The organism is Sphingomonas sp. HMP9 (genome assembly GCF_013374115.1).
Classification (GTDB): domain Bacteria; phylum Pseudomonadota; class Alphaproteobacteria; order Sphingomonadales; family Sphingomonadaceae; genus Sphingomonas.
Genome location: NZ_AP022673.1, coordinates 3,941,764 through 3,960,455, shown reverse-complemented (window position 1 = coordinate 3,960,455; position 18,692 = coordinate 3,941,764). Strand labels below are relative to the sequence as shown.

The following is an 18,692-nucleotide window of genomic DNA, read 5'->3' as shown; positions in this document are numbered from 1 at the left end:
CGATCCTTGCCACTTCGTCACGCGCACACTTCTCCGACCCCGCGAAATTGCTCGCGCGGGTGATATAGTTCCGACAGAAAATGGACCCCCGAAACAACCCAAGGGTCATCCGGCATCTTCGCCCTGTTTGTTTGATGCAGCGGTGGAAACCACCGTCGCTGTGAGCCCTGTTATGAAGCGATCGGCGATCCGAGCAAGGGCTGGATACGTCACATTTTCGAAATAAAGCGGGTTGACTTGATCAAGCCGCGGAAATGCGTCGATATTTTTATAAGTTGCTGTGTTTACGTATTTTTTGTGAATTTGGACTTGCCATGACGTAATCGCACATCACTCGAATCGTGGAGAATCCTCGGGTTATGCGGACTTATCCTAGGTTTCGTTCGCACACGCAAAAAACCCGCCGGGGAAGCCCCCGGCGGGTGATCTACGCAGCAATGCCGGAGCGCTTATGCGAGCCCGGTCACGGCCTTGGTCAGACGCGCGAACTTGCGGCTCGCGGTGTTCTTGTGCAGCACGCCCTTGGCGACGCCACGCTGCAACTCAGGCTGTGCGGCCGCGAGTGCGGTGGTCGCTGCGCCCTTGTCGCCCGAAGCCAATGCAGCCTCGACCTTCTTGATGAAGGTACGGATACGGCCAACGCGGTTGCCGTTCACTTCCGCGCGACGGTCGTTGCGACGGATACGCTTTTTCGCCTGCGGCGTGTTCGCCATGAAGCCCTCTGGATGTTCGAATGAATAAAAAGGGGCGCCGGATTGCTCCTACGCCCTCTCGAAGCCGCGGCCCTACCCACTTTGCTCTTGTGCGTCAACCAAAACGCTCAACCGCGTTGGCACTTCGCGCACCAGAACGTTGAGCGACCGCCCTCGGTACGCCGCTTGACCGTAGCACCGCATTCGCATGGCTCGCCCTCACGTCCATAGACTCGCCATTGCTTGGAGAAATAGCCGAGCTCGCCGTCCGGTCTGACATAGTCGCGAAGTGAGGAGCCGCCTGCCAGAATGGCGGCGGTCAGTACCGTGCGAATCGCATCGACGAGCCGCTCGAGGCGAAACAGCGAGATCCGCCCCGCCGCCCGGCTCGGCGCGATTTTCGCCATGTGCAGCGCCTCGCACACGTAGATGTTGCCGAGCCCGGCGACGATTCGCTGGTCGAGCAGCATTGCCTTGATCGACGCACCCCGCCCTTCGAGCGCTTCCAGCAGATACGCCGCGGTCAGGTCGGGCCCGAGCGGCTCAGGTCCCATGCTGAGGAACGGCGGGTAATTGGCGATATCGTCGGTCGCCCAGAGATCGAGAAAGCCGAATCGCCGCGGATCGTTGAGCACGACTGTCCGCCCGGCCTCGGTGCCGATCAGCAGGTGATCATGCGCGAGCAGCTCGCTCGGATCGACTCGCCAGCGTCCTGACATGCCGAGGTGAAACACCAGAGTATCGCCGCGATCGGTATCGATCAGCCCGTATTTCGCGCGTCGCCCAAGCGTCGTAACGGTCGCGCCTGTCATCCGCTGGCGCAGGTCGACCGGGATCGCCTTGCGCAGGTCGGCACGCCGCGGCTCGACCGAGGTCAGGCGCTGGCCCTTGAGCACGGGCTCCAGCCCACGCACGGTGGTTTCGACTTCGGGTAATTCTGGCACGGTTTGCAGCTAGGTTGCGTTTGCTCGCGCCACAAGGCGCGGCTAGAGCACAGGATATGAACGACTTGATCGCGCCCGCGCCTGCTTCAACGCCCGATACCGTCTCCTTCGGCTACGAAGACATTCCCGCCACCGAGAAAACCGCCCGCGTCGGCGGCGTCTTCTCGAACGTCGCGGGCAAATATGATTTGATGAACGATGCGATGTCGGGCGGCATGCACCGGCTGTGGAAGGACCGCTTCGTGCGCCGCGTGAAACCGCGCGAGGGCGAGCATATCCTCGACATGGCGGGCGGCACGGGCGACATCGCGTTCCGCATGGAGCCGTCGGGCGCATCGATCACGGTCGCCGACATCAACCCGCAGATGCTCGAAGTCGGCATGGAACGCGCGCAGAAGCGCGGCCTCGACGGCCTGGTCTGGACCGAAGCCAATGCCGAGACGCTGAGCTTCCCCGACAAGTTCTTCGACGCCTACACGATCGCTTTCGGCATCCGGAACGTGACCGATATCCCGAAGGCGCTGCGCGAGGCGCACCGCGTCTTGCGGCGGGGCGGGCGGTTCTACTGCCTCGAATTCTCGACGACGGTATGGCCCGGTTTTGCAGAGGTCTACGACGCCTATTCGCACAAGATGGTCCCGAAGCTCGGGCAGCTGCTTGCACAGGATGCCGACAGCTATCGCTACCTGATCGAGTCGATCCGGCGTTTCCCGGACATGCCCAAGTTCAAGGGCATGATCGCGGATGCGGGCTTCGTGCAGACCAAGGTCGAACCGCTGTTGGGCGGTCTGGTCGCGATTCACTCGGGCTGGAAGATCTAGTGATCACGCGAAGGCGCGGAGCCTGTCCTGAGCTGCGCCGAAGGGGCGCGAAGAGTGGTTCACGCGGAGACGCGGAGACGCGGAGGGTAAGGGTGGAGTCCGCGCGACAGCGCTTTGCTCCCTCATCGGTGATGATGAAAAGCCGCAGCCGCGGCGGGGCGCGCGCCCTCCGCTCCTCCGCGCCTCCGCGCGAACCCATTCTCCCTTATCTTCGCGCCTTCGCGCCTTCGCGTGAGCTAATCTCTTTATCCGGCGCACGCGGCCAGTGACCGCCTCGACCACCCACGTCTGGCGCCTCCTGAAATGGGGTCGCATCCTCGCTCGCCACGGCGCGTTGCGCGGGATCGAGCGCGACCCGAACACGCCCGCCCCGGTCCGTCGCCTTGCGCGGATTGCGCGGTTCGGCGCGCGCGTGCCGGTGGTGCCGCGCTATGCCGATGCGTTTCAGGCGATCGGCCCCGCCGCGATCAAGCTCGGCCAGACGCTCGCAACGCGCCCCGATCTCGTCGGCGAGGACGCGGCACACGACCTGCTCAGGTTGCAGGACCAGCTCTCCCCAGTCCCCTACGCGACGATCGAGGCGGCGATGCTCGCGAGCTTCGGCAAGCCGCTGGATACGCTGTTCTCCCGCATCGAGCAGGTCCCGGTCGGCGCCGCGTCGATCGCGCAGGTCCACCGCGCGACGACCACCGACGGCCGCCAGGTCGCGGTGAAGGTCCTGCGCCCCGGTGTCGAGGACGACTTCGCGCGCGCGATCGACACCTATGGCTGGGCTGCGGCGCAGCTCGAGGCGCTCAGCCCCGAGGCGATGCGCCTGCGCCCGCGCCTGACGATCGAGACATTCAAGCGCTGGACGATGCGAGAGCTCAACTTCCGTCGTGAAGCCGCCTCCGCCTCCGAACTCGCGGAGGGCATGACCGCCGAGCCCGATTTCGTGATCCCCGCGATCGACTGGGCGCGATCGACCAACAAGGTCATGACGATCGAGTGGATCGACGGCATCAAGCTGTCCGACCGCCCGGCGCTCGTCGCCGCCGGCTACGATCTGCCCGGCCTCGCCAACACGCTGGTCCGCGCGTTCCTGCGGCAAGCGATCGCCGACGGGTTCTTCCACGCCGACATGCACCAGGGAAACCTGTTCGCACTGCCCGGCAACCGCATCGCGGCGATCGATTTCGGCATCATGGGCCGGATTGACCGTCGCGCGCGCGTCTGGCTTGCCGAAATCCTCTACGGCCTGATCACCGGCAATTATAAGCGCGTCGCCGAGATCCATTTCGAGGCGGGCTACGTCCCCGCGCACCATGACGTCGCCGAGTTCGCGACCGCTCTGCGCGCAGTCGGCGAGCCGATGCGCGGGCTGCCGGTCAAGGACATGTCGATCGGCATGATGCTCGACAGCCTGTTCTCGATCACGCGCGATTTCGACATGGTGACGCAGCCGCATCTGCTCCTGTTGCAAAAGACGATGGTGATGGTCGAGGGCGTCGCGACCAGCCTCAACCCCGACATCAACCTGTGGGAAGCCGCCGAGCCGTTCGTCCGCGACTGGATTCGCGGCGAGCTCGGCCCCGAGGCGATGATCGCCGACCGGTTGATCGAGGATTTCCGCACGCTCACTCGCCTCCCCGAACTGGTCCGCCGGATCGAGGCGCATTACCCCGCCCCCGGTGGCGCGCCGCCGACGATGCCGCTGCGCGAGATCGAGGTCATCCGGATCGGCGGCGGCTGGCGCTACGGTCTGGTCGCGGTGCTCGCCGCCGCCGCCGGGGTCGTGACGACGCTGCTGTTTGGATGAGAACATGAAGACGCGCCGCGGCGCTCCGCTATGGGTCACCGGCGGAACCCGGTTCGCGGGGATGCCGTCGGCGCAGGCGCGGATCGGCCTTGTGCTGGTCCTGGTATTCCTGGTCGCCTGCCTCAGCGCGATCGTTTCGCCGGGCCCGCGGCCGAGCGTCGACGGAGGGGCCGCATCGACCGCGGTCGCACCCGACGCCCCGCCACCAGGACAGACCGACCTGCTGCTGTACGAGACGATCGTCGCCGGAGTCCGTGGCGGATCCCCCTATTACGCTGTCGCCGCCGAGACGCAGCGCAGCGGCCATTACCCGCTGAAACCGTTTTTCACGGTTCGCCTGCCGACGCTGGCGGTCGTCGAGGCAAACTTGCCCCCGCTAGTGGTCAAGCTGCTGTTACTGGCGCTGTGCGTCGGTACGATCCTCGCCTGGGTCGCGCGACTTCGTCCGGCGATGACGGGCCTGGTTCCGCTCGGCGCAGCAGGCCTGCTGGTGATCGCGGGCCTCTACGTGAACCTGGACGCGAGTTTCGTGGTGTTCCACGAGGTCTGGGCGGGTCCGCTGATCGCGCTGTCGCTCGCGCTACGCCGCCCCGGCCATTGGCTGCCCGCGGTCGCGGTCGGGCTATCGGCGATGCTGATCCGCGAGACCGCGCTGCTGTACGTCGCGATCATGACGGTGTTCGCATGGCTAGAGGGCGAGCGCCGTGAGACGCTGGGCTGGCTCGCGGGAATCGCGATCTTCGCCGCGGTCCTTGCCGCGCATGCGCACGCGGTGTCCCTCGTCACTGGCCCCCTCGACCGCGTGTCGCAGGGGTGGAGCGGGCTCGAAGGATTCGGCTTCTACGTAAGGCTCGCGACGATCTCGTCAGGTCTCGACATCCTGCCGCAATGGCTCGCCTCGCTCGTCCTCGGCATGGCGCTGTTCGGTTGGCTAGCATGGCGCGATGCGGTCGCACCACGCGCGCTGGTCGTATTCGCCGCCTATGCCGCGCTGATCTCGCTGTTCGCACGGAGCGACAATTTCTACTGGGCGCTGATGACCACGCCAGTGCTGCTCGTCGGGCTGGTGTTCGCGGTCGACGGCCTGCGCGACATGATCGCCGCCGCGCGCGATACGCGGCGCATTACGGTGACGCGCGTTATCCGCTAGAGCGGCGGCATGAAACGCATCCTCCTGATCGTCGGTGGCGGGATCGCCGCCTACAAGGCGGCCGAACTGATCCGCCTGCTCAAGACGCGCGGATACGCAGTCCGGTGCGTGATGACCGAGGCCGCGCATCATTTCGTCACCCCTATGACGCTCGCCGCACTTAGCGAGGACAAGGTCTATACCACGCTCTGGGATCTCAAGGACGAGGCCGAGATGGGTCATATCCAGCTCAGCCGCGAGGCAGACCTGATCGTTGTCGCGCCCGGCACCGCCGACCTGATGGCGCGAATGGCGGCGGGGCTAGCGAACGATCTCGCGACGACGCTGCTGCTTGCAACCGACACGCCGGTCCTTGTGGCGCCGGCGATGAACGTGCGCATGTGGAGCCATGCGGCGACCGTCCGCAACGTCGCCCAACTGCGCGCCGACGGCGTAACGGTGATGATGCCGGACGAGGGGATCATGGCGTGCGGCGAGTACGGACCCGGGCGCCTGCCAGAGCCACCCGCGATCGTAGCCGCGATCGAGGCGATGCTCGCCCCTGCCCCGCCAAAGCGCCTGGCAGGACGCCATGTCCTTGTCACCGCCGGGCCGACGCATGAGCCGATCGACCCGGTGCGCTACATCGCCAACCGGTCGTCGGGCAAACAGGGCTTTGCGATCGCCGCGGCGCTGGCACGGCTTGGCGCGCGCGTGACGCTCGTCGCCGGCCCCGTGACGCTGGCTACGCCGCACGGCGTCGACCGGATCGATGTGGAGACGGCACGGGAGATGGCGGACGCGGTCGACCACGCCCTGCCCGCCGATGCCGCAATCATGGTGGCCGCGGTCGCGGACTGGCATGTCGAATCCACGCAGCAGAAGATCAAGAAGGGCGACGTCACGCCCACACTGACCCTCGTGGAAAACCCCGACATCCTTGCGACCCTAGCCCGTAGCCCGCGCCGCCCGCACCTGTTGATCGGGTTCGCCGCCGAGACCGAGCGCGTCATCGAGCACGCGATGGCCAAACGCGTGCGCAAGACCGCGGACTGGATCGTCGCCAACGACGTATCGGGCGACGTGATGGGCGGCGCGGACAACACCGTCCACCTCGTTACCGAGGCCGGCGTGGAGAGCTGGGAGCGCCTGCCGAAAGACGCCGTCGCCGCACGACTGGCGGACCGCATCGCGGATGCGCTAGAAGCCGCGTCATGATCCGTATCGAACTGAAGCGCCTGCCGCACGGCGAGGGCCTGCCGCTGCCTGCCTATGCGACTGAGGGTGCCGCGGGAATGGACATCGTCTCTGCCGAAGCCTTGACGCTTGCCCCCGGCGCACGCGCCGCCGTCGCGACCGGCTTTGCGATCGCCATTCCCGCCGGTCACGAGGTGCAGGTCCGCCCCCGCTCCGGTCTCGCGCTGAAGCACGGCGTCACCTGCCTCAATACGCCCGGCACGATCGACAGCGACTATCGCGGCGAAGTGAGGGTGATCCTGGCCAACCTCGGCCAGGAGCCGTTCGCGATCGCGCGCGGCGACCGCATTGCGCAACTCGTCCCCGCGATCGTCCTCCGCGCCACGCTCGACGACGTCGCGACGCTCGACGACACCGCCCGCGGCACAGGCGGGTTCGGATCGACCGGCCGATGATCGCCGCACTGTTCCTGATGCTCCAGACGATGGCGCCGCCGGCTCTGGTTCCCGCCGCGCCGACCGCGCCGGTAAGCACCACGCTGCCGCCACAGGACTGGAGTATTCTGCCGGCCCTGCGCATTCGCGGGCTGGCGACGACGCTCGCCAACACCTCTGCTTACGTGCACGGCGAAGTGGTCGCCGGTCGCTGCGCCCGTGTCGTCCGCATGCCGCAAGGCTGGACGCTGACCGTCGACCTTGCCGTGCTTCTCACCCCCGACGGCCGAGTCCGGCGCGTGACGCCGCGCGCGATCGACTGCCCGACGGTCGAACAATATGCCGCCGGCGTGATCCTGGGCGCGCGCGATTCGATCGATGTCGTCGATGTCGACACCGACACCTGGTACCGCACCAGCCTGAAGTTCGCCTGGGGCGCATGATCCTCTCCGATGACGAACTCACCCGGTATGCGCGCCATATCGTCCTCAAGGAATTCGGCGGCACCGGTCAGGCGCGGCTGAAAGCGGCGACCGTTGCGGTCGTCGGCGCAGGCGGTATCGGCTCGCCCGCGATTCAGTATCTGGGTGCCGCCGGGGTCGGTCGCCTGATCCTGATCGACGACGACCGAGTCGAACCCTCCAATCTTCAGCGCCAGACGATCTTCACGACTGCGGATACCGGCATAGCCAAGGTCGACGCCGCAGCGGCCGCCGTAAACCGCCTCAATCCGCACGTTGCGGTCGAGACGCACGCCGTACGCATCGATGCCGGCAACGTCGCCGCGCTGCTGGCGCGTGCGGACGTCGTGCTCGACGGGTGCGACAATTTCGCGACGCGCTTCTGCGTCGCCGATGCCGCCCATGCCGCGAAGATCCCGCTTGTCTCGGCGGCAGTCGGCCAGTTCGAGGGACAGCTTGCCACCTATCGCGGCTGGGAGGCGGACAAACCGTGTTACCGATGCTTCGTTGGCGAAGATCCCGAGCGCGCCGAGACCAGTTGCGCAGAGGACGGCGTGCTCGGCCCGGTCACCGGCGTGATCGGCAGCCTCGCCGCGCTCGAGGTATTGCGGGGGATCGCACCGTTCGGTGACGATCCTGCCGGCAAATTGCTGCTGATCGACCTGCTTGCGCTCCGTTTTCGCACGATTCGTCTACCCAAGGATCCGGGGTGTACAGCTTGCGCCAAAAGCGGGACTTCGCGGTGAGTTAGCGGCGGGTTTCTGTTTCGCCGCGGACAGAATTGGAAAAATAAAAACTAAAGTCTTGTGAACGGCGAACAGTAATTCTTTTGCATTGCGGCATTTCGCGGTATCGGTTTGCGTAGGAGGGACTTCGCGTGCGTCCGACAAGTTCATGAATATGGAAAGCGGTGTCTTGAGGCGCGCTATGGTCCCATCGCGCGGCAAGAAGGCCGGGCGGACTTGGCGACCGAGCGCATCGTCGCTGCGGGTTCGCCTGATCCTCGGTATGCTGATCGTGGATACCACTTGCATTATTGTCAGTTATCTGGCGGCTGCCGCGTTGCGTGGGGTATTCGAGAACGACACCGCCTGGATCGTAATCCTTGCGATGCTGATTCCGGTCTTCGTTATTACGACGCTCAATAACGACAGCTATGCAGCCACAAATCTACGCGATCCTTTCCGGTCCGTCGCGCGCGGATTGCAGGCTTATGCACTCGCGATTTCCGCGGTCATCTTCATCGCCTTCTGCCTGAAGGCCAGCGATACGTTCCCGCGTCTTGTTGTCGCCACTGGGTCGGCATTCGCCATTGTTTCCCTTGCGTTAGGGCGGTTCCTGTTCGTCCGGCACATGCCGGCGATCATTGGCGGGAACCCGTTCAGCATCGTCCTGCTGTACGATTCCGGTCAGCAGATCCCCCGCGGGGACTTCTCGGCGGTCATCGCCGCGGACTCGTATTTCGACCCCGATCACCATGATCCCGTCATGTACGACCGCCTCGCGCAATCGCTGTCGGGTGCGGACCGGGTGATCGTCGCGTGCAGTCCCGAGCGTCGACTTGCCTGGGCACAGGCGTTGAAGGGTGCGAACATCCAGAGCGAGATCTTCATGCCCGAGCTCAACGTGCTCGCGCCGCTCGGCATCAGCGCGCACGGCGACACGCCGACGGTGATCATCGCCAACGGCCCACTGGTCCTGTTCGACCGCTTCGTGAAGCGCAGCTTCGACGTGATGCTGGCTAGCGGTGCGCTCGTGACGCTGATGCCGATCTGGATCCTGATCGCGCTATCGGTGAAGCTTGATTCGCCCGGACCGATCTTCTTCAGCCAGATCCGGATCGGTCGCAGCAACCAGATGTTCCGCCTGATGAAGTTCCGCAGCATGCGCGTCGATCATAGCGACGGCGCAGGTGCGCGCTCGACATCGCGCGACGACGATCGGATCACGCGCGTCGGCAAGTTCATCCGCCGCACCAGCATCGACGAACTGCCGCAGCTGCTGAACGTCCTCAAGGGGGACATGAGCATCGTCGGCCCGCGCCCGCACGCCCTCGGATCGCGCGCGGCGGACAAGTTATTCTGGGAAGTCGACCAGCGATACTGGCATCGTCATGCCGCCAAGCCCGGCTTGACAGGCCTTGCCCAGGTGCGCGGCTATCGCGGCGCGACGCTGTACGAGGACGACTTGCGCAACCGGCTCCAGGCGGATCTGGAGTATCTCGAGCATTGGTCGATCTGGCGCGATATCAAGATCATCGTCCTTACCTTCCGCGTCCTGCTGCACCGGAACGCCTTCTGACGTTCCGGTGCGCGCGCTGCTAATTCAGCGCGCCAGCAGGTTCGTCGCGAATTCGCGGATGCCCGGACCGATGTCGTCGCGGGCCAGAGCGATCGCCAGATTGGCCTGGATGTAACCGCCCTTGTCGCCGCAGTCGTAACGCTGGCCGTCGAAGGTGAAGCCGTGGAACGGCTGGTTGCCGATCAGCTGCGCCATCGCGTCGGTCAGCTGGATCTCGCCGCCGGCCCCCTTTTCCTGCGTCTCCAGGATCCGCATAACCTCGGGCTGGAGGATGTAGCGCCCCGGGATCATCAGGTTCGACGGCGCGGTGCCGCGCTTGGGTTTTTCGACCAATGCGGTCACTTCGGTCAGCCGACCGTCGATCGCGCCCGGCGAGATGATGCCGTATTTGTCGGTTTCCGAATCGGGCACTTCGAGTGCGCCGATCACGTTGCCGCCGACTTGGTTATAGGCTTCGACCATCTGCTTCATGAAGCCTGGCTTGCCGACCATCAGCTCGTCGGGCAGCAGCACCGCGAACGGTTCGTCGCCGACGATCTCGCGCGCGCACCAGACCGCATGGCCCAAACCAAGCGGCTCCTGCTGGCGGACATAGACCGGCGAACCGGGCTTCATCCGGATATTGCTGATCGCGTCCAGCGACTTGCCGCGCGATCGCATCGTATCCTCGAGCTCGTACGAGATATCGAAATGATCCTCGAGCGCGCCCTTGCCGCGCCCGGTCACGAAGATGATCTGCTCGATCCCCGCCTCGAGCGCTTCCTCGACGGCATATTGGATCAGCGGCTTGTCGACGACGGTAAGCATTTCCTTCGGCATGGCCTTGGTGGCCGGGAGGAAGCGCGTACCCAGTCCGGCAACCGGAAATACGGCTTTGCGCAGCGGCTTTATGGTCATTCGATGCTCCCTTTGATCTCGCGGGATCGTCTACCGGTCGGTACGCCCGCGCGCAAATCGGCGCAGTGAATTAGCGCGTCGTTAAAGACGTTGGTCTAGGGAATGCATCATGCCCAAAGTTCTCGTCATATTCGGCACGCGGCCCGAAGCGATCAAACTCTTCCCGGTGGTCCGGGCGCTGGGCGCGATCCCCGGCCTGACCGTCCGCACCTGCGTCACTGCGCAGCACCGCGGACTGCTCGATCAGGTGCTCGCGATCGCCGATCTCGTGCCGGACATCGATCTCGACCTGATGGAGCCCGGGCAGACGCTCGATCGTCTCACCGCCCGGCTGCTGGTCGGGCTCGGCGACGTCATGGATGCCGAGCAGCCCGACCTCGTCATCGTGCAGGGCGACACCGCGACCGCGATGACGGGTGCGCTCGCCGCCTATTATCGCAAGGTGCCGGTCGCGCATGTCGAGGCGGGGCTGCGGTCCGGCGATATCTACCAGCCTTGGCCCGAAGAGGTGAACCGCCGCATCGTCGCGCCGATCGCCGCGCTGCATTTCGCACCGACCGAGACCGCCGCGGAGGCGCTGCGGCGCGAGACGATCGCCGAGGACAGGATCCACGTCACCGGCAACACGGTGATCGACGCGCTGCACTGGACCGCGGACCGCGTCGCGGCGGACCCGGCGCTCGCCGTGGGGCTCGACGTGATCGCGGCGCGCTTCGCCGGCAAGCGGATCATCCTCGTCACGACGCATCGCCGCGAGAATTTCGGCGACGGCATGGCCGCGATCGCGCGGGCGATCGGCCGGATTGCAGGGCGTGACGACGTCGCGGTGCTGTTCCCGGTCCATCCGAACCCGAACGTCGTGTCGGTGATGGACGACATCCTCGGCGACCGCGCCAACGTCGCGCGGATCGAACCGCTCGATTATCCGCATTTCGTCCGCGCGCTCGGCATGGCCGACATCGTCCTGACCGACTCCGGCGGCGTACAGGAGGAGGCGCCTGCGCTCGGCAAGCCGGTGCTCGTGATGCGAGAGACCACCGAGCGACCGGAAGGCGTCGCGGCCGGCACCGCCAGGCTGATCGGCACGGACGAGGACCGCATCGTTTCCGAAATCTTCACCCTGCTCGACGACACGTCGCGCTATTCCGCGATGGCCCGCGCCCATAACCCGTTCGGGGATGGCCATGCCGCCGCCAAAATCGCAAAGGTCGTTGCGCATGCTGTCGGACTCTAACCTCGCCGTCGTCGTCCTCGGGCTCGGCTATATCGGCCTGCCCACCGCCGCGATCATCGCGCGGACGGGCGCGCAAGTGCTCGGCGTCGACGTCACCGAATCGGTCGTCGATACCGTCAACTCCGGCCGCGTGCATATCGAGGAGGTCGATCTCGACGGCCTCGTCTCGGGCGTCGTCGCGCGCGGCACGTTGCGCGCCTCGACCGCGATCGAGCCTGCGGATGTGTTCGTGATCGCGGTGCCGACCCCGTTCGACGCCGATCACGCGCCCAACATCCGCTACGTCCTCGACGCCGCGACGACCATCGCCAGCGTGCTGAAGGCGGGCGATACGATCATTCTCGAATCAACCTCGCCGGTCGGCACGACCGAGAAGGTCCGCGATCTTCTGGCGACCTTGCGCCCCGATCTGCGCGTACCGGGCAAGACCGGCGACCAGGCGGATATCGCGATCGCCTATTGCCCGGAGCGAGTCCTGCCAGGCCGCATCCTGGTCGAGCTGATCGACAACGACCGAGTCATCGGCGGGATCACGCCACGATGCGCACGCAAGGCGTTGACCTTCTACCGTCGCTTCGTCCGCGGCGCCTGCGTGACGACCACCGCGCGGGCGGCGGAAATGACCAAGCTCACCGAGAACGCATTCCGCGACGTGAACATCGCGTTCGCCAATGAATTGTCGCTGATTGCCGACACGATGGGCGTCGACGTGTGGGAGGTGATCCGCCTCGCCAACCGTCACCCGCGCGTCAACATCCTGCAGCCCGGCCCGGGCGTCGGCGGGCATTGCATCGCGGTCGATCCGTGGTTCCTGGTCCACGCCGCCCCCGACCAGACGCCGCTGATCCGCACCGCGCGCGAGGTCAACGACGGCAAGACCGATCACGTCATCGCGCAGGTCGCAGCCCTTGTCGAAGCCACGCCTGACGCGACGGTCGCGTGCCTGGGCCTGGCGTTCAAGGCGAACATCGACGACTTCCGCGAGAGCCCTGCCCTCAAGGTCGCCGAAGCCGTCGCGCGGCAGTTCGGCGACCGCGTGCGAATCGTCGAGCCCTATGCGCAGACGCTGCCGGCCGTGCTGGCGGACACCGGCGCGACGCTGATCGACGTCGATACCGCGATCGAGACGTGTTCGATCATGATCGTGCTGGTCGACCACGACGTCTTCAAGTCGATCCCGCTCGAGGAGCGCATCGACAAGGCCGTGCTAGATACGCGCGGCATCTGGCCGGACCAGCCGCGCGCGACTCTGCCCGCGGTCAGCGCAGCGGCACGTTTCGAGTCGCAACGACTGGCGGGATGATTGGCCGGGTCTGGGTCGCCGCGATATCGCGCGCGGCGACTTCCAGCGTTGCGGCGCGTGCCTTGGACGATGCGTGGGTCCGGCTGCGGAACAGCCCGCCGTCGATCGCGCCACCCTTATCCCGCCAGAATCTGGGCGCCGACATCGGATCGTAGCCGGCGTTGGCGAGCAGATAGATGCCGAGCAGATCGGCCTGGTCCTCGGTCTCGCGGATCAACCTGCCGTTCCGCCCGAGTTCGGCGAGCAAGCCGCGATTGATCTTCGCCGCATCGAGCCGGGCACGGTGACGCAGGATATTGTGCGAAAGTTCGTGCGCGACGACGACGGCGATCTCCTCGTCGGTATAGCCTTCGAAGAACCGTTCGCCGAGCTGCACGATCGCCCCGTCCGCGCTTGCGTCCAGGCCACTGCCCAACAGGATCTCGAACCGCGACCGGCATCCGGTTACCGGGCTGATCGTGATCGGCAGGCGCTTGCCGTCGCGCAGCACGGTCAGCCGTAGCGGCTTTCCGGCCGGCGCCTGGGTGATGATCGCCTCCGCCGCATCGCGTGCCGCCGCGCTTTCGGGGGCATCGGCGGATGGCAGGCCAGGTTGCGGACGATCGTCGATCGCCACGATCGAATCGTTGGGACGGACCCCGGCGCGATCCGCGGGGCCGCCGGCGACGACCGCCTCGACACCGATCGTCGACTCGAACCCGAATGTCGCCGTCGCAGCCTTGCGCGCGGCCGGTGCATATTGCGTCAGCGCATGGATCGGCATGCCGATTTGCGGCTGGACGCGGTCGCACAATGCGGCATTCGCCGTGGTCAACCGATAGGCGATCGTCGCTAGCCGGAGATCGGCGGCGCGCAACGTGTCGAAGAACGCCGCCGAAGGCGCCGCATCCGCCACGGGCACCGGTGCAGCAGGCAGGGCCGTGGGCGCGGCGGCCGTGAGGATGAGGAATGGCGCGAGGCGGGAGGTCATCGACATCGTGCTCCCTTAGCCGTCGCGCGCCTGCGCGTCATGCTACATGACCGCATGCCCAGCGCGCCCCGTCGCGGCAGGGCGCGTCGCGGCAGGGCGTCGTGGCGATGCGTTGCGACGCCTGCCGGAACATCCTATGCGATCCCGTGCACCCGCGCGGTCGAATGACGCGTTCGATCAGGTCTCATACATCCTCCTCCCCACATCGATTGCAGCATGATTTCAAAGCTTTTCAAGTCCCGTAGCGTTGCCAAGCCGACTCAATCGCAGGTTCCCCCCGGTCGCCGCGTTTACGCCGTCGGCGATATTCACGGCCGCGCCGATCTGCTCGACGAGCTGATCGGGCTGATCGAGGCGGACGAGCGCGAGCGCGGTGCAGCGGACTCGACCGTGATTTTCCTCGGCGACATCGTCGATCGCGGACCCGCCTCGGCGGCCGTGATCGATCGGTTGCGCGATCTGGCGCACGCTCGCTCCGACGTACGCTTTCTGCTCGGCAACCATGAGGAGATCTTCCTCGGGGCGCTCGACGGCGAACCCAAGGCGCTCAGGCTGTTCTGTCGCATCGGCGGACGCGAGACCGTGCTGAGCTACGGCATGGAAGCCGCGGAATACGAGCGGCTCGACTATGAAGAGCTGGTGCAACGCCTCGAAACGCTCGTGCCCGACGAGCACCGCGAATTTCTTCGGGCGTTCGAGGACATGATCGTCATCGGCGATTATGCGTTCGTCCATGCCGGCGTGCGTCCCGATACGCCGCTCAACCTGCAACGCACGTCGGACCTGCGATGGATTCGCGATCCGTTCCTCGATCATCGTTCGACGTTGGAAAAGACCATCGTCCACGGCCACACCATGACCGACGAGATCGAGCGGCGCGGGCACCGAATCGGCATCGATACCGGTGCCTATGCCTCCGGCCGCCTGACCGCACTCGGCATGGAAGGCACGGAAACCTGGTCGTTGCAAACCGGCACTGCCGTCGGACCGAAGACGAACTGAGGCATCTCACCGCGAATATCATGCAGTTCGCACGCGCACGCTTTCTTCGTTGCGCGCCTCCGCTATAGAGAAACAGCGGAAGTGTGTGTTGCACTGCCGCAACAGTGCGATCTACTTCGCATTGTTACAAAGGGCCTTAGTTGCGTTGGGTAAGGTTTTATGCCATTGCCTGCCGCGACGAGCACAAAGGGAGTTCATCATGCGTCTTGGGAAGTATCTCCTGACCGCAGCAGCAGCCACGATGGCAGTTGCTCCGGCCATGGCAGCACCGGCAAACCTGTCGGTTGCACATTCGGTTCGCTCGGGTTCGGTTTCGGCTGACAAGAACGAGCTCGCTGGCGGCGGCATCATCGTTGCGGTTCTCGCAGCAGCTGCAGTTATCGCCGGTATCGTTATCGTTGCAGACAACGACGACGATTCGGACAGCAACTAAGTCTTACGACTTTAGTTCGAGAAATAGCGGCCTTCGGGCCGCTATTTTTTTGCCTGCTGTCCGTGAGATGACCGAGCCAGGGCAAGACTACCACGAGGCACCACCGTGCCGCACGTGAACCGCAACCCTGTGCCGATCAGTGCGATACCATCGATGGCCGTACCGTTCGGTAGCCGACACCACGCGGCTGACTAAGCCGGCGCCTCGCAAGGTTCGTCGGCGAGCAACGAACACATCGAACCGCACGGAACCGTGAAGAGCGTGCGAATGCCGTGCTTTCTCGGAATACAACGGGAGGAAGCCTCGGGCCTAGCTAGGTAACTCGCTTAGCCGCCCGCCAGATGCGCGAGCCTCCTTCGCCCATCCTCGGCAAATCTCGCGTTCCATATGCAAAACGCGCCCCGCAGTGAAGCGAGACGCGTTGCAAATCCGATAGTCAGGCGCGGTACGGGGTCACCCCATACCGCTAGGGTCCCGCTTACTGCGCAGGCGGCGTCTGCGCACCACCCGGCACGCCGCCCGGCGCGCCGCCGGGCATGCCACCAGGCGCACCGCGACCCATCTGGGCCTGTGCCTGCATCTGCTGCACCACGCTCTGCGGCAGGAAGTCGAGTAGCTCGACGTCGAACACCAGCGTCGAATTCGCCGGGATCGGCCCGGTAGCCTTGTCGCCATAGCCAAGCGCCGGCTTCATCCAGAAGCGATACTTCGAGCCCTTTGGCATTAGCTTCAGCGCTTCCGAGAACCCCGGGACCACACCGGTGACGGGCATCGGCGTCGGCTGCTGCGACTTGTCGAAGGTCGTGCCGTTGAGCAGTTTGCCTTCGTAGTTGACCAGCGCGACGTCCGCGTCGGTCGGCTTTGCCGCACCAGGCTTACCGGGCGCGATCACCTTATACTGAAGGCCGGATGCGGTAACCACCACGCCCCGCGCGCGCGCATTGCGAGCCAGGGGATCATCACCCTGACGCGCGAGCGCTACTGCGGCGATCAGCGCAAGCGCGATACCGATCCAAAGGTAGACAAGGTAGCTGCGCTTGGTTGGCTGCAGCGGCACTGCGGTGACGGTCGACATCGGATCAGGCCCCGGTCATCTGGTCACGCCGGAGCGCCGCGCGTGCCGTAGGAAAGCAAATTGGGGTGTCGATCACGACACCCCCCGTCTATCGGCCCACCCATCCACCGGGTGTGGCCGACCAAATCTTACCGTGCGCCGTCGCGCTCTGCGCGCTTGCGGTCGAGCTTGCGCGAGCGACGGATCGCTGCTGCACGCTCGCGTGCGCGCTTCTCGGACGGCTTTTCGTAATGCCGGCGCAGCTTCATCTCGCGATACACGCCCTCGCGCTGCAGCTTCTTCTTAAGCGCGCGAAGGGCCTGGTCGACGTTGTTGTCGCGTACGATGATCTGCATAAACCCGTTAAGCTCCGGTCGAATAGATTTTTGCCGTCGCGAACAGGTCCGCGCCGCATGAACCGGGGCCCCTATCAGCGTAGCGCCCTCGTTTCAACCCAGACAGCTTTTCCAGCGAGCCCGTACAAGACGCCAGCGCCTTTGCGGGAGGGCCCATGCGACGCTAAGAGCGGCCCATGACCCGCATCCCACTGACCCTGTATAACAGCCTCTCGCGCCAGCTCGAGACGTTCCGGCCGATCGATCCGACCGATGTCGGACTCTACACCTGCGGCCCGACCGTCTATAATTACCAGCATATCGGCAACATGCGTGCCTTCCTGTTTGCCGACACGCTGGGCCGGGTGCTGCGGTGGAAGGGGTGGCCGACGACCCACATCATCAACATCACCGATGTCGGTCACCTGACGTCCGACGCCGATGTCGGCGACGACAAGATGGAGAAGGCCGCCGCCGCGCAAGGTCGCTCGATCTGGGATATCGCGGCCTATTATACCGACGTGTTCAAGCGCGACGTGGCGCGCCTCAACATCGTATCACCGGCCCGCTGGGCCGTCGCGACCGATCATATCGCCGAGATGATCGCGTTCGCCGAACAGATTGCGCCGAAGCATTGCTACGCACTCGACAGCGGGCTGTATTTCGATGTGGCCACTGTACCGGACTACGGCCGCCTCGCCCGCGCCGGCAACGACGATGTCGAAGGCCGGATCGAACCCGTCGCTGGCAAGCGCAACCCGCAGGACTTTGCGATCTGGCGCACGTCCGCACCCGGTGAGAACCGTCAGATGGAATGGGATTCACCCTGGGGGCGCGGTGCGCCGGGCTGGCATCTCGAATGCTCGGTGATGAGTAAGCACTATCTCGGCGCCCATTTCGACATCCACACCGGCGGGATCGACCACCGCGAGATCCACCATCCCAATGAGATCGCGCAGAACCAGGCGCATTGCGATTGCGCGGATACCGGCGCGAGCGTCTGGATGCACAACAATTTCCTCGTCGAGCGCGCCGGCAAGATGTCGAAATCGACCGGCCAGTTCACGACCATGCAAACGATCGTCGACCGAGGTTTCCACCCCCTCGCCTACCGCCTGATGTGCATTCAGGCGCATTATCGCAGCGAACTGGAATTCTCATGGGAGAACCTCGCGGCGGCAGCGATCCGCCTGAAGCGCATGGTACAGGCGGTCGAGACGTTGCGGGCACGTCAGCCAGGCGGCCCCTCCGGCAGCGCCATGGGCTATGCCGACCGACTGGAGGAGGCGGTCTCGGACGATCTTGCGACGCCGCGCGCGCTGCCGATTCTCGACGAACTGCTCGCGGACAAGCGCGTCGCACCAGCCGATCGCATCGCAGCGCTCGAAGATTTCGACGCAGTGCTCGGGTTGAACCTAGCAACAATCCGACGCGAGGATCTGCGTATCCGCCCGGTAACGGCGACGATCGACGAGGACATGATCGCCGCGCGGTTGGCGGAGCGCCGCGATGCGCGCGCCGCGAAGGATTTTCGGCGGTCGGATGCGATCCGCGACGACCTCGCCGTCGCAGGCGTCGAGGTAATGGACGGCGATTCGCTAGGCTGGGACTGGAAGATCGCGCTTTAGGATTTGCTGACAAGCATAGGCAGCGACACGGACATCATCACATCCTTCCCCGCCAGGGG

The 18,692-nt window shown here is 65.3% G+C and carries 19 protein-coding genes; 13 read left to right on the top strand and 6 right to left on the bottom strand.

From position 1 onward, the window contains the following. Positions 1 to 449: 449 nt before the first annotated feature. A complete protein-coding gene (gene rpsT / locus HMP09_RS18010; RefSeq protein ID WP_031394736.1) occupies positions 450 to 713 on the bottom strand; it encodes a 30S ribosomal protein S20 in 264 nt (87 codons plus the stop codon). 107 nt (positions 714 to 820) lie between these two features. Next, entirely contained in the window at positions 821 to 1,636 is an 816-nt protein-coding gene (gene mutM, locus HMP09_RS18005; RefSeq protein ID WP_176501474.1) for a bifunctional DNA-formamidopyrimidine glycosylase/DNA-(apurinic or apyrimidinic site) lyase, read from the bottom strand. 56 nt (positions 1,637 to 1,692) lie between these two features. Between mutM and HMP09_RS18000 the strand changes: the two genes are divergently transcribed. From HMP09_RS18000 to HMP09_RS17965, 8 genes are all read left to right on the top strand, one after another. Next, positions 1,693 to 2,457, top strand: coding sequence for a class I SAM-dependent methyltransferase (locus HMP09_RS18000; protein WP_176501473.1), 765 nt, complete (start codon positions 1,693 to 1,695; stop codon positions 2,455 to 2,457). Between the two features lie 265 nt (positions 2,458 to 2,722). Beyond that, a complete protein-coding gene (ubiB, locus tag HMP09_RS17995; RefSeq protein WP_176501472.1) occupies positions 2,723 to 4,255 on the top strand; it encodes a 2-polyprenylphenol 6-hydroxylase in 1,533 nt (510 codons plus the stop codon). A 4-nt stretch (positions 4,256 to 4,259) separates the two neighbouring features. Next, the gene (locus tag HMP09_RS17990; RefSeq protein ID WP_176501471.1) at positions 4,260 to 5,405 is read left to right on the top strand and encodes a hypothetical protein; all 1,146 of its coding nucleotides are present in this window, start codon (positions 4,260 to 4,262) and stop codon (positions 5,403 to 5,405) included. Between the two features lie 9 nt (positions 5,406 to 5,414). Continuing rightward, a complete protein-coding gene (gene coaBC, locus HMP09_RS17985; RefSeq protein WP_176501470.1) occupies positions 5,415 to 6,602 on the top strand; it encodes a bifunctional phosphopantothenoylcysteine decarboxylase/phosphopantothenate--cysteine ligase CoaBC in 1,188 nt (395 codons plus the stop codon). Continuing rightward, positions 6,599 to 7,036 (top strand): dUTP diphosphatase, encoded by a 438-nt coding sequence (dut, locus tag HMP09_RS17980; RefSeq protein WP_176501469.1) that lies wholly within the window; start codon positions 6,599 to 6,601, stop codon positions 7,034 to 7,036. The genes coaBC and dut overlap by 4 nt, the downstream gene beginning before the upstream one ends. Then, complete coding sequence (locus HMP09_RS17975; RefSeq protein ID WP_176501468.1) at positions 7,033 to 7,458, top strand: hypothetical protein; 426 nt, start codon at positions 7,033 to 7,035, stop codon at positions 7,456 to 7,458. The genes dut and HMP09_RS17975 overlap by 4 nt, the downstream gene beginning before the upstream one ends. Beyond that, the gene (locus HMP09_RS17970; protein ID WP_176501467.1) at positions 7,455 to 8,222 is read left to right on the top strand and encodes a HesA/MoeB/ThiF family protein; all 768 of its coding nucleotides are present in this window, start codon (positions 7,455 to 7,457) and stop codon (positions 8,220 to 8,222) included. The genes HMP09_RS17975 and HMP09_RS17970 overlap by 4 nt, the downstream gene beginning before the upstream one ends. Before the next feature lie 181 nt (positions 8,223 to 8,403). Further along, positions 8,404 to 9,777 (top strand): exopolysaccharide biosynthesis polyprenyl glycosylphosphotransferase, encoded by a 1,374-nt coding sequence (locus HMP09_RS17965; RefSeq protein ID WP_232090475.1) that lies wholly within the window; start codon positions 8,404 to 8,406, stop codon positions 9,775 to 9,777. A gap of 24 nt (positions 9,778 to 9,801) precedes the next feature. On the opposite strand, the gene galU is transcribed toward HMP09_RS17965, so the two are convergent. Continuing rightward, a complete protein-coding gene (gene galU, locus HMP09_RS17960) occupies positions 9,802 to 10,674 on the bottom strand; it encodes a UTP--glucose-1-phosphate uridylyltransferase GalU (RefSeq protein WP_176501466.1) in 873 nt (290 codons plus the stop codon). Positions 10,675 to 10,783: 109 nt separating this feature from the next. Here galU and wecB point away from each other — a divergent pair, with 109 nt between their 5' ends. After that, the gene (gene wecB, locus HMP09_RS17955; RefSeq protein WP_176501465.1) at positions 10,784 to 11,908 is read left to right on the top strand and encodes a non-hydrolyzing UDP-N-acetylglucosamine 2-epimerase; all 1,125 of its coding nucleotides are present in this window, start codon (positions 10,784 to 10,786) and stop codon (positions 11,906 to 11,908) included. Further along, on the top strand, positions 11,892 to 13,211 hold the full coding sequence (gene wecC / locus HMP09_RS17950) for a UDP-N-acetyl-D-mannosamine dehydrogenase (protein ID WP_176501464.1): 1,320 nt from the start codon (positions 11,892 to 11,894) through the stop codon (positions 13,209 to 13,211). Before wecB ends, wecC begins: the two co-directional genes overlap by 17 nt. Here the strand turns inward: wecC and HMP09_RS17945 are convergent. Continuing rightward, positions 13,168 to 14,187: a M48 family metallopeptidase gene (locus HMP09_RS17945; RefSeq protein WP_232090469.1), complete on the bottom strand. Its 1,020-nt coding sequence runs from the start codon at positions 14,185 to 14,187 to the stop codon at positions 13,168 to 13,170. The genes wecC and HMP09_RS17945 overlap by 44 nt on opposite strands. Positions 14,188 to 14,397: 210 nt before the next feature. Here HMP09_RS17945 and HMP09_RS17940 point away from each other — a divergent pair, with 210 nt between their 5' ends. Further along, complete coding sequence (locus HMP09_RS17940) at positions 14,398 to 15,183, top strand: metallophosphoesterase family protein (RefSeq protein ID WP_176501463.1); 786 nt, start codon at positions 14,398 to 14,400, stop codon at positions 15,181 to 15,183. Positions 15,184 to 15,382: 199 nt separating this feature from the next. Further along, a complete protein-coding gene (locus HMP09_RS17935) occupies positions 15,383 to 15,616 on the top strand; it encodes a hypothetical protein (RefSeq protein ID WP_176501462.1) in 234 nt (77 codons plus the stop codon). A 478-nt stretch (positions 15,617 to 16,094) separates the two neighbouring features. Here the strand turns inward: HMP09_RS17935 and HMP09_RS17930 are convergent, their stop codons facing one another. Further along, a complete protein-coding gene (locus HMP09_RS17930) occupies positions 16,095 to 16,691 on the bottom strand; it encodes an FKBP-type peptidyl-prolyl cis-trans isomerase (protein ID WP_176501461.1) in 597 nt (198 codons plus the stop codon). Between the two features lie 128 nt (positions 16,692 to 16,819). After that, complete coding sequence (gene rpsU / locus HMP09_RS17925) at positions 16,820 to 17,026, bottom strand: 30S ribosomal protein S21 (protein ID WP_055878578.1); 207 nt, start codon at positions 17,024 to 17,026, stop codon at positions 16,820 to 16,822. A gap of 176 nt (positions 17,027 to 17,202) precedes the next feature. Between rpsU and cysS the strand changes: the two genes are divergently transcribed. After that, entirely contained in the window at positions 17,203 to 18,633 is a 1,431-nt protein-coding gene (cysS, locus tag HMP09_RS17920; RefSeq protein ID WP_176501460.1) for a cysteine--tRNA ligase, read from the top strand. Positions 18,634 to 18,692: the final 59 nt, after the last annotated feature.

What these genes read in the sequence shown, in the direction of transcription:
- HMP09_RS17940 (WP_176501463.1), top strand. Translation starts at nt 14,398, where the DNA reads ATGATTTCAAAGCTTTTCAAGTCCCGTAGCGTTGCCAAGCCGACTCAA.
- coaBC (WP_176501470.1), top strand. Translation starts at nt 5,415, where the DNA reads ATGAAACGCATCCTCCTGATCGTCGGTGGCGGGATCGCCGCCTACAAG.
- rpsU (WP_055878578.1), bottom strand. Translation starts at nt 17,026, where the DNA reads ATGCAGATCATCGTACGCGACAACAACGTCGACCAGGCCCTTCGCGCG.
- HMP09_RS18000 (WP_176501473.1), top strand. Translation starts at nt 1,693, where the DNA reads ATGAACGACTTGATCGCGCCCGCGCCTGCTTCAACGCCCGATACCGTC.
- HMP09_RS17975 (WP_176501468.1), top strand. Translation starts at nt 7,033, where the DNA reads ATGATCGCCGCACTGTTCCTGATGCTCCAGACGATGGCGCCGCCGGCT.
- dut (WP_176501469.1), top strand. Translation starts at nt 6,599, where the DNA reads ATGATCCGTATCGAACTGAAGCGCCTGCCGCACGGCGAGGGCCTGCCG.
- rpsT (WP_031394736.1), bottom strand. Translation starts at nt 713, where the DNA reads ATGGCGAACACGCCGCAGGCGAAAAAGCGTATCCGTCGCAACGACCGT.
- galU (WP_176501466.1), bottom strand. Translation starts at nt 10,674, where the DNA reads ATGACCATAAAGCCGCTGCGCAAAGCCGTATTTCCGGTTGCCGGACTG.
- HMP09_RS17970 (WP_176501467.1), top strand. Translation starts at nt 7,455, where the DNA reads ATGATCCTCTCCGATGACGAACTCACCCGGTATGCGCGCCATATCGTC.
- HMP09_RS17990 (WP_176501471.1), top strand. Translation starts at nt 4,260, where the DNA reads ATGAAGACGCGCCGCGGCGCTCCGCTATGGGTCACCGGCGGAACCCGG.
- wecC (WP_176501464.1), top strand. Translation starts at nt 11,892, where the DNA reads ATGCTGTCGGACTCTAACCTCGCCGTCGTCGTCCTCGGGCTCGGCTAT.
- wecB (WP_176501465.1), top strand. Translation starts at nt 10,784, where the DNA reads ATGCCCAAAGTTCTCGTCATATTCGGCACGCGGCCCGAAGCGATCAAA.
- HMP09_RS17945 (WP_232090469.1), bottom strand. Translation starts at nt 14,187, where the DNA reads ATGTCGATGACCTCCCGCCTCGCGCCATTCCTCATCCTCACGGCCGCC.
- HMP09_RS17965 (WP_232090475.1), top strand. Translation starts at nt 8,404, where the DNA reads ATGGTCCCATCGCGCGGCAAGAAGGCCGGGCGGACTTGGCGACCGAGC.
- HMP09_RS17935 (WP_176501462.1), top strand. Translation starts at nt 15,383, where the DNA reads ATGCGTCTTGGGAAGTATCTCCTGACCGCAGCAGCAGCCACGATGGCA.
- HMP09_RS17930 (WP_176501461.1), bottom strand. Translation starts at nt 16,691, where the DNA reads ATGTCGACCGTCACCGCAGTGCCGCTGCAGCCAACCAAGCGCAGCTAC.
- cysS (WP_176501460.1), top strand. Translation starts at nt 17,203, where the DNA reads ATGACCCGCATCCCACTGACCCTGTATAACAGCCTCTCGCGCCAGCTC.